The organism is Aeromicrobium sp., assembly GCF_014378035.1.
In the GTDB taxonomy this organism is placed as follows: Bacteria; Actinomycetota; Actinomycetes; order Propionibacteriales; family Nocardioidaceae; genus Aeromicrobium.
Genome location: NZ_JACMOM010000365.1, coordinates 1 through 8,894, shown reverse-complemented (window position 1 = coordinate 8,894; position 8,894 = coordinate 1). Strand labels below are relative to the sequence as shown.

Annotated in this window: 9 protein-coding genes; 3 read left to right on the top strand and 6 right to left on the bottom strand. The window is 68.7% G+C overall.

Translation table 11 applies throughout. The features are described 5' to 3' along the window. The coding region (locus tag H7290_RS19165; protein WP_290515620.1) for a class I tRNA ligase family protein at positions 1 to 1,374 on the bottom strand (1,374 nt) is incomplete at its 3' end. Between the two features lie 61 nt (positions 1,375 to 1,435). Further along, positions 1,436 to 3,589: an MMPL family transporter gene (locus H7290_RS19160; protein ID WP_290515619.1), complete on the bottom strand. Its 2,154-nt coding sequence runs from the start codon at positions 3,587 to 3,589 to the stop codon at positions 1,436 to 1,438. Positions 3,590 to 3,707: 118 nt separating this feature from the next. Between H7290_RS19160 and H7290_RS19155 the strand changes: the two genes are divergently transcribed. Together H7290_RS19155 and H7290_RS19150 are read left to right on the top strand one after the other, a co-directional pair. Beyond that, positions 3,708 to 5,045 carry a folylpolyglutamate synthase/dihydrofolate synthase family protein gene (locus H7290_RS19155; protein ID WP_290515618.1) on the top strand — a complete coding sequence of 446 codons (1,338 nt, stop codon included), beginning with the start codon at positions 3,708 to 3,710 and terminating at the stop codon, positions 5,043 to 5,045. Positions 5,046 to 5,075: 30 nt separating this feature from the next. Continuing rightward, the gene (locus H7290_RS19150; protein WP_290515617.1) at positions 5,076 to 5,432 is read left to right on the top strand and encodes a DUF4233 domain-containing protein; all 357 of its coding nucleotides are present in this window, start codon (positions 5,076 to 5,078) and stop codon (positions 5,430 to 5,432) included. 73 nt (positions 5,433 to 5,505) lie between these two features. Here H7290_RS19150 and H7290_RS19145 read toward each other — a convergent pair whose 3' ends face one another. Genes H7290_RS19145 through H7290_RS19130 form a run of 4 tightly spaced genes read right to left on the bottom strand, consistent with a single transcriptional unit; the run spans position 5,506 to position 8,463 of the window. After that, positions 5,506 to 5,706, bottom strand: a complete 201-nt coding sequence (locus tag H7290_RS19145) for a ferredoxin (protein WP_290515616.1) — start codon at positions 5,704 to 5,706, stop codon at positions 5,506 to 5,508. Then, positions 5,703 to 6,953 carry an NADH-ubiquinone oxidoreductase-F iron-sulfur binding region domain-containing protein gene (locus tag H7290_RS19140; protein WP_290515615.1) on the bottom strand — a complete coding sequence of 417 codons (1,251 nt, stop codon included), beginning with the start codon at positions 6,951 to 6,953 and terminating at the stop codon, positions 5,703 to 5,705. The genes H7290_RS19145 and H7290_RS19140 overlap by 4 nt, the downstream gene beginning before the upstream one ends. Then, positions 6,950 to 7,555, bottom strand: coding sequence for a hypothetical protein (locus tag H7290_RS19135; RefSeq protein ID WP_290515614.1), 606 nt, complete (start codon positions 7,553 to 7,555; stop codon positions 6,950 to 6,952). Before H7290_RS19135 ends, H7290_RS19140 begins: the two co-directional genes overlap by 4 nt. Continuing rightward, positions 7,555 to 8,463, bottom strand: a complete 909-nt coding sequence (locus H7290_RS19130; RefSeq protein WP_290515613.1) for an FAD:protein FMN transferase — start codon at positions 8,461 to 8,463, stop codon at positions 7,555 to 7,557. Before H7290_RS19130 ends, H7290_RS19135 begins: the two co-directional genes overlap by 1 nt. A 6-nt stretch (positions 8,464 to 8,469) precedes the next feature. Between H7290_RS19130 and H7290_RS19125 the strand changes: the two genes are divergently transcribed. After that, positions 8,470 to 8,706 (top strand): hypothetical protein, encoded by a 237-nt coding sequence (locus H7290_RS19125; RefSeq protein WP_290515612.1) that lies wholly within the window; start codon positions 8,470 to 8,472, stop codon positions 8,704 to 8,706. The last annotated feature ends 188 nt before the right edge of the window (positions 8,707 to 8,894 follow it).

The following is an 8,894-nucleotide window of genomic DNA, read 5'->3' as shown; positions in this document are numbered from 1 at the left end:
GAGGCGGTACCAGACCGGGAACGGGATGCCGAAGAAGCGCTGGCGCGAGACGAGCCAGTCGCCGTTGAGGCCGTCTATCCAGTTGGTCAGTCGCGACTGCATGTAGGCGGGAACCCAGTTGATCTCGTCACCGCGCGCCACCAAGGCCTTGCGCAGCTCGGCATCGCGTCCGCCGTTGGTGAGGTACCACTGGCGCGTCGACACGATCTCGAGTGGCTTGTCACCCTTCTCGAAGAAGTTGGCCATGCGCTGGGTCGGCTTCGGCTCGCCGTCGAGGTCGCCGGACTCGACCAGCGCGGCCACCGTCAGCTCACGGGCCGTGTACGTGGTCTTGCCGGCAAGCTCGTGGTAGAGGGCCCGGCCCTCCTCGGTCTCGACCCATTCCGGCACGTCGGGCAGCACCCGACCGTCGCGTCCGATGATCGTACGGTTGGGCAGCTGCAGCTCGCGCCACCAGATGACGTCGGTGAGGTCGCCGAACGTGCAGCACATGACGAGGCCGGATCCCTTGTCCATCTCTGCCGCGGGATGGGCGACGACCGGGATCTCGACGTCGAACAGCGGCGACCGCACAGTGGTGCCGAACAGGGTCTGGTAGCGCTCGTCATCAGGGTGGGCGATCAACGCGACACACGCACCGATGAGCTCGGGACGCGTGGTCTCGATGAAGACCGGTCCGTCGGCGCCGTGGAACGCCACGCGGTGGTAGGCGCCGGGGTATTCGCGCGCCTCGAGCTCGGCCTGCGCGACAGCCGTCTGGAACGTCACGTCCCACAGGGTCGGAGCATCCTGCTGGTACGCCTCGCCACGTGCGAGGTTGCGCAGGAAGGCGCGCTGGGAGGTGGTGCGCGACTCGTCGCTGATCGTGGTGTAGGTCTGGCTCCAGTCGACACTCAGGCCGAGGGTGCGCCACAGCTGCTCGAAGACCTTCTCGTCCTCCACGACCAGCTGGTTGCACAGCTCGATGAAGTTCTGCCGGCTGACCGGCATCTGCCTCTTCGGATCCGGGGTCTCCGGAGGTGTGTAGTCCGCCTGGTAAGGCAGTGATGGGTCGCATCGGACGCCGAAATAGTTCTGCACCCGACGCTCGGTCGGCAGGCCGTTGTCGTCCCAACCCATCGGATAGAAGACTTCCTTGCCGCGCATGCGCTGGTAGCGCGCAATCAGGTCGGTGTGCGTGTACGAGAACACGTGACCGACGTGCAGGGACCCCGAGACGGTGGGGGGTGGTGTGTCGATCGAAAAGACCTGCTCGCGGGTCTTCGTGCGGTCGAAGGCGTAGGTCTGCTGCTCGGCCCAGCGCGCGGACCAGGTGGCCTCGAGACCTTCGAGGACGGGCTTCTCGGGAACGCCGGAGGCGGAGGGGCTGGTCACGAGGCAACAGTCTAGGCGGGGGAGGGCGGGGCCTCGATCGGCCCTCCGTCGCCGATGGGACCTATGCCGGGTGGATCGGGTCGTGCGACGTGTCGACGGGGTCAGCCGCATGATCAGGCGTCGCCAGGTGGCCCGGGCCATCGGTGCGCCAGAGCGCGCTTGGCCACCACATCCACCGGCCGAGGTCGAGATTGAGTGCGGTGACCAGCACGGCGCGCACGATGATGGTGTCGAGAAGGACGCCGAACGCCACCGCGAAACCCAGCTCGGCCAGGAACACCAGTGGCAGGGTCGCGAGGACGGCGAAGGTGCCAGCCAGCACCAGCCCCGCGGACGTGATCACGCCTCCGGTCGCCGAGAGGGCGACGAGCGCCCCTCTGCGCGTGCCGATCTGCAGAGTCTCTTCCCGCACGCGCGTCATGAGGAAGATGTTGTAGTCGATGCCCAGCGCCACGAGGAACACGAAGACGAACAACGGGAACGAGGTGTCGGCCCCTCCGAAGCCGAAGATGTGCTCGAAGACCAGGGCGCTCACGCCCAGCGCCGAGGCGAAGGACAGGACGACCGTCACGATCAGGATGACCGGGGCCACGATGGCACGCAGCAGGAGCCCCAAGATGAGGAAAACCGCGAGCAGGATGACGGGGATGATGAGCCGATTGTCTCCACCCGAGAGCTTCTGCACATCGGCGTTGATCGCCGTGGTGCCGCCGACCAGCGCGTCGGCCGCGCCGATCTTCGACACGGCGGCCCGGGTCTGGTCGACGGTGTCGAACGCCGCCCTGGTGTCGGGTGCGCCGGTGAGAGTGCCCTCGAGGAGGGCGTACGTGGCGTTCTGGTCGATCGTGACGACTGAACCGGGCACGATGCCCTTGACGGCCCGGAAGGCAGCGGACACGTCGTCGGCGGCGTCGACCTTGGACACCACGACGACGGGCGAGCCGGCACCCCCGGGGAAGTGCTTGGCGAGCGCCTCCTCCCCGAGGACGGACGGCTGGGTGGTGGTGAACTGCTCCTTGTTGGTGAGCCCCGTGGCGTCGAGCGAAAAGAGCCCGGCCGTGAGTGCGAGGAGCACGACGGTGGTGCCGATCCACGTGGCTCGAGGGCCCCTCGCGATGCCCTTGCCGACGCGCGACCAGATGCCGGTGTCGTTGGGCTCGGCGTCGCCAAAGTGTGGGATGCGCGGCCAGAACACCCACCGGCCCAGCAGCACGAGAAGCGCCGGCAGCAGCGTCAGCATGACAAGCAGACCGACCGTGATGCCGATGGCGGTCACGGGGCCGAGCCCGCGGGTGGAGTTGATCTCAGCCAGCAGGAGGCAGAGCAGCCCCACGATCACGGTCGCGCCACTGGCGATGACGGCGGGCCCGGCCCGGTGCAGGGCCTTGCCCATCGCCTCGTGCCGATCTTCGTGGAGACGGAGCTCTTCCCTGTACCTGGCCACGATGAGCAAGGCGTAGTCGGTGCCGGCGCCGAACACCAGCACCGTGAGAATGCCAGCGCTCTGCCCGTTGACGGTGAGACCGCCGTACTTCGCCAGCAGGTAGACCGCTGACTGGGCGAGCCCGAGGGCCACTGCTGCACTGATGACAGGAAGCAGCCAGAGGATGGGGCTGCGATAGGTGAGGAGCAGCAGGACGATGACGACTCCGCCGGCCGCGAACAGCAGGGTGGTGTCGATGCCCTGGAAGGCCTTGGAGAAGTCCTCAGCCTGTGCGGCGGGTCCGGTGAGCTGCACCGTCAGGTCGCCCTTGCCGTCCTTGGCCGTCGCCGAGAGCGTCTTGAGCGCGGGGCCGACCTTGTCGAAGCCGTTCACCCCGAGGTCGAGGAACACGATGATCTGCGCTGCCTTGCCGTCCTTGGACGGGATGGGCCCGGCCACCCCCTGCTCGCCCTGCTTGATGTCGAGGTCCTCGCGCGCAGTGAACTTCTTGACGTCACTGCCGATCGCGGTGAGGTCCTGCGGGGTGAGCGTGCTGTTGCTCTCGTAGAGGACCACGGCCGGGATGGTGTTCGCCGAGCCGAATGTCGACTGAATGTCGAGGACCATGGTCGACTCGGCGCTGCTGGGCAGGAAGGACTTCTGGTCGTTCTTCTGCACGTCGCCGAGCTTTCCCGCGAGCGGACCGAGAAGCACAAGACCGACGACCCACGCGACGATGACGACATACTTCATCTTGCGGTGGGTGATCCAACCGGCGACTGAACGGTGCATGAGGGTTCTCCTCGATCGTGCTCATGGCGTGCGGGGCGGTGCGTCGACACCATCATGTCGGAAGGGGCGGGGCCATGCGCATCGGAGATCACCCTGACTTCCTGCGATACTGGAACTGATGACACCCACGTACACGGAGGTCGAGCGCGCGCTCCTCGGCCGTTGGCCCGAGACCCGGCTCGAACCCTCCCTCGACCGCATCGCTGCTCTCTGCCGACTCCTCGGCGACCCGCAGCGCGCCTACCCCGTGATCCACGTGACAGGCACCAACGGAAAGACGTCGACGAGCCGCATGGTCGACACGCTTTTGCGGGCGCTCGACCTGCGCACCGGCCGGTTCACGAGTCCGCACCTGCAGTCCATGACCGAACGCATCTGCCTTGACGGCGTGCCGTTGTCGGAGGGGTTGTTCGTCGACGCGTTCGCCGACGTCGCCGCCTACGCGCAGATCGTCGACGACTCGTCGGCGCACCCGCTGTCCTACTTCGAGACGATCACCGCGATGGCCTTCGCCGCGTTCGCCGATGCACCCGTCGACGCCGCCGTCATCGAGGTCGGCATGGGCGGATCGTGGGACGCCACGAATGTCGCCGACGGGCAGGTCGCAGTCATCACCCCGATCGGTGTTGACCACGAGCGTTATCTCGGCGACCGCCCCGAGATCATCGCCGTCGAGAAGGCCGGCATCATCAAGGCTGGGTCTCACTGTGTCGTGGCCGACCAGGATCCCGAGGTGATGGATGTCCTGATGCGCCGCGCGGTCGACGTCGGATCGGTGGCGCTGAGGGAAGGCATCGACTTCGGCGTCAATTCACGGACCAACGCGCTCGGCGGGCAGCAGGTCGACCTGCAGGGACTGGCCGGCGAGTACGGCGACATCTACCTCCCGCTGCACGGGGCACACCAGGCGCACAACGCCTCGTACGCCCTCGCCGCGGTCGAGGCGTTCACCGGGAGCAAGCAGCTCGACGTCGACCTCGTCCGGGAGGCCTTCAGCCAGGTCACCGCTCCCGGCCGGCTCGAGGTGGTCCGGCGCAGCCCGACGGTTCTGCTCGACGCCGCGCACAACCCGCACGGTGCGCTCGCCACTGTCGCCGCGGTCCAGGACGCCTTCACGCTCAGCCCGCTGATCGGCGTCATCGGTGTCATGGCCGACAAGGACGTCGAGGAGATGCTGCGGATCTTCGAGCCCGTCATGGCCGAGATCGTCTGCACGCAGAACAGCACGCCCCGATCGATGCCCGCCGCGGAGCTCGGCGAGAGGGCAGCCGACATCTTCGGCGAGGAGCGCGTCACGGTCGTGTCACGCCTCGACGACGCCCTCGAACGGGCGGTGCAAAAGGCCGACGCCGCGGAGGGCCACGACGACGCCATCGGCAGCGGAGGGGTGCTCGTCACCGGGTCTGTGATCACGGTGGGCGAGGCCCGCGTCCTGTTCGGAGGCAAGCCGTCATGAGGGGACTCACCACATGAGGGGACTCGCCACATGAGAGGCATGTGCGCCGCGATGCTGACTCTCGAGGCCATCATCCTGGCGCTCGCGGTGCCGGTCATGATCTCGGTCGAGGACGTCAGCACGCCGCTCGCGCTGACGCTCGGCCTGGGGCTCGCGCTGCTGTGCATCCTCACGGCCGGCTCGCTGCGACGGCCGCAGGCCTATCTGGTCGGGCACGTGCTCCAGCTGGCTGCGATCTCGCTCGGTTTCCTCGTGTCGGTGATGTTCTTCGTCGGGGTGATGTTCGCCGCACTGTGGTTCGGGGCGTTCTTCCTCGGTCGGCGCATCGAGGAGGACAAGATTCGGTGGGCTGCTGAAGATGCTGCCCGACCCGATCAGGACGCCTGATCGGTTGACGGACGCTGGTCGGCCACGATGGTGGCACCTGTGCGGCTGGTGACCCCGGTGTGGACCACGACAATCAGGGTCTGCGCTCGACCCTCAGCGCCAGCGCCGGACACGCCATCGCTGTCTTGCGCGCCGCCCGCACGAGGTCGCGATCGAGATCCGATCCGTCGATCACCGGGTAGCCCCACTCGTCGAGGGTGATCACCTCCGGCAGCAGTCGGGAGCACAAGCCGTGGGCGTCGCAACGGGTCCAGTCGACCTCGATCGAGCTCATGACCCACCTGCTGGCAGCGGCAGCACGGTGGACGCCGGCCGGCCGCAGGAACCATGCCGGGCGTGCGTCTCGAGCTCGTCGCCGAGAGTGCGGACGGCGGAGGAGATGAACTGCACCGATCCGTCCGGATGGGCACAGGCGCCGCGTCCGCGGACGAGGTTGACACGGCGCGTGAGCGAGGCCAGCCGGTCGGTGCCGGCGCCGACCGCGAGAGCCGCCATGTCGTCGGACAGTGCTGGCAGGCCGAAGAAGCAGGGGCCGCACTGCCCGGACGACTCCGAGGCGAGCCAGCGGCTCACTCGCACGACCTCGTCGAGGACGCAGGTGCCCGCGTACGGCCGGGCGATGACGCCCGCCCCGAGCGGCGAGCCGGCGGCCCTCAGGGAGGCGCGTTCGACGACGAGCCCGGCGACCCCACGCACCCAGGTGCCGTGGTAGCCACCGATCAGCACAGGCGCGTCGGGCTGCCCGGCGAACAGCATGCCGAGGGGGACGCCGTTGGGCACCTCCACGACACCCGGCGTGGCGACGTCACCGATCAACGTCAGCAGGCTGGTGCCCGGTTCGGCGGTCGAACCGGTGCGGGCGTAGCCGTCGACTCCCAGCAGGGCCACCAGGGCGAGATGGGCGAATGTCTCGACGTTGGAAGCGAAGCTCGGCGCTCCACCGACGCCGCGGACGTGAGGCAGGGTGCGGCGACCGCCGGGAATGGCCGCAGCCCCGTTGAGACCATTGATCACCGAGCGGATCTCGCCACCCACGAAGCCGTCGTGCGTGCGGACGATCCGCATGCCGGCGACATCGCTGCGCTCGAGGGCGGCGAGCCGGACGGACTCGTGTGCTGCGGCGTCGTGGATGACGATCGTGACATCGCGTGCGCCGAGGGCATGTGCCGCCACCACGGCACCGTCGATCACGAGGTGCGGTGCACATGTCATCAGCACGCGATCCTTGCGGCTTGCCGGCTCGCCCTCGCTGCCGTTGACAACGATGTTGACCCGACCGAGCGGCATCGCGTCGAGCTTGGCGGCGACGGGAAATGCGGCACCACCCCGTCCGAGCAGGTTGACGTCGTGAAGTGCGCCCGACAGCCACGTCCGACGACGGAGCACCAGGTCGCCGTGCAAGGCCCGGTGGTGTGCCAGGTCGACCCGCCCACCCTCGACGACCCCGGCGAGCAGTCGTGGCGTTCCCAGGACGCTCACCGTCGTCGTGGCCGGCGCTGCTGCTTCACGGATCAGGGTCATGGGGTGCTCCTGGGTGCGGCGAGCGCACGGGTGCGAGCCGAGACGAGCGGGTTGGCCCGGTGGTCGCCCAGCGCGTGCAGCCGAATCGCGACGGCGGCCACCACGGCCGAACCGCAGGCCACGTAGAGAGCGCTGGACCACAGGGCCCCGGTGTCGCTCCCGGCGAGGAGACCGTGTCCCATCGACAGTGCCCAGCCGACGTACGCGGCGACGTGGACGCGGCGCCACGTGCGGGCCGCCCGGGCGGAGGTTGAGAGCCGGCCCCGGGCGGCGCCCGAGACGGCCGCCACGATGAAGAGGTAGACCGCCATCGAGCTCAGACCGAGCGCAACGGGTCGGTAGCCGGCGGTGAAGGGAATCAGGGCGCCGGTCAGGGAGACGTTGACAAAGACGTCGAGGACGAGCAGCGTGACGTGGACGGCCAGCATCAACAGACCGGTCACAGCGGCGGAGCGATGCGCCATCTGGCGCAGGTAGCGGTTGTCGAGCGCACGGGCCCCCGAGCCCCCGCTGACCGCCGACAGCGCGCCGAGTGCGGTCGAGGCGGTGAACGCGATCAGCGCGACGAACCCGGTGGCGCGAGCCAGGTACCAGAGCGTCATCAGGCGGCCTCAGCCTCGGCCGGCCACTCGCAGGTCACCCGGACACGACCGCTGTTGTCGACCAGCCGGGCGGCGACGTGCGTGTCCTCGAGATAGGCCACTGCCTCGTCGCCGAGGATCAGAGCGGCCGTGCTGGAGGTGTTCGCCTCCACCGCCGTCGGTGCCCAGACCGTGGCGGTGCGCCACGGCCCGGACGACGGGCGGCCGGTTCGCGGATCGATGATGTGGTGGGCCTCGCCGGCCGTCGTCCTCCACCTGCGGGCGGCGGTGGAGGAGGTGGCCACGCCGCCGCGGCTGACCGCCACCCGCTGTCCGGGCTCGCCGGTCTGCTCGCTCACCTGGATCTGCCACGGGCATTCGCGGCGGCCGGCGACACTGACGTCGCCGCCGATCTCGACCAGGACAGCCGTGCCGAGCATCCCGGCGATCGCGTGCGCGGCGACGTCCGCCGTCCACGCCTTGGCGCTGGCCCCGAGATCGAGCTGGAGGCCTCGAGGGATGCCGGCGAGCGAGAGGGAGTGGTTGATTTGCACGCTCGTCCAGTCAGCCTGGGGAAGGGTGTCGTCCTTTGCCGGTCGGGTGACCGCCCTGACGATGTCGATGTCGGCGTCGTACCCGGCCCGCCTCACGTGGGCCCCGACGGTGGGGTCGACAGCGCCTCCCGTGACGGCGGCAGCGTCGAGAGCAGTCTCGAGCAGGCCGATCGTGCGGCCGCTGACCGGCACCATCCGGCCGGCGGAGCCGTTGATCCGAGAGATGTCGGAGTCGGGTCGGAACCGGTTGGCCGACTTGGCCACGTCGTCCATGAGCAGGACGAGGTGCTTGCGCGCGTCCGCCAAGAAGTCAGGGCGGTCGATGGTGAGACGGACCTGGCACGACCAGTCGGTCCACATCGCGGTGGCGCTCATGACGCGTTGCTCTTTCCGTCGCTCGGAGCCGAGCTGGTCGAGCTGCCGACGCCGCTGCCGCTGTCGGACAAGGAGCTGCCGGATGATGAGCTGCCGGATGATGAGCTGCCGGATGATGAGCTGGCAGACGGTGTCACCCCGGACGGTGGTGCCCCGGACGGTGTCGTCCCCGTTGGTGTCGCCCCGGACGGTGTCGAGCTGGGTGTCGAGCCCGTGGTCGACGCCGAGGAGGGGTCGGCATGAGCGGTGAGGCCTGCGAGCCCACCTGCCAGGACGACGCCGGTCGCGGCGAAGGCGGCGAAGTGCCTGCGTGACCTCTGCACGAGCGAGGTGCGTGAGGTGAGTGCTGATTTGTTCATGACTCGAGTGTTGTCGGCTCCGCATCACGCTTGCCTCAGCACAAGGTCAAATGAACCTCAAATATTGCTGTG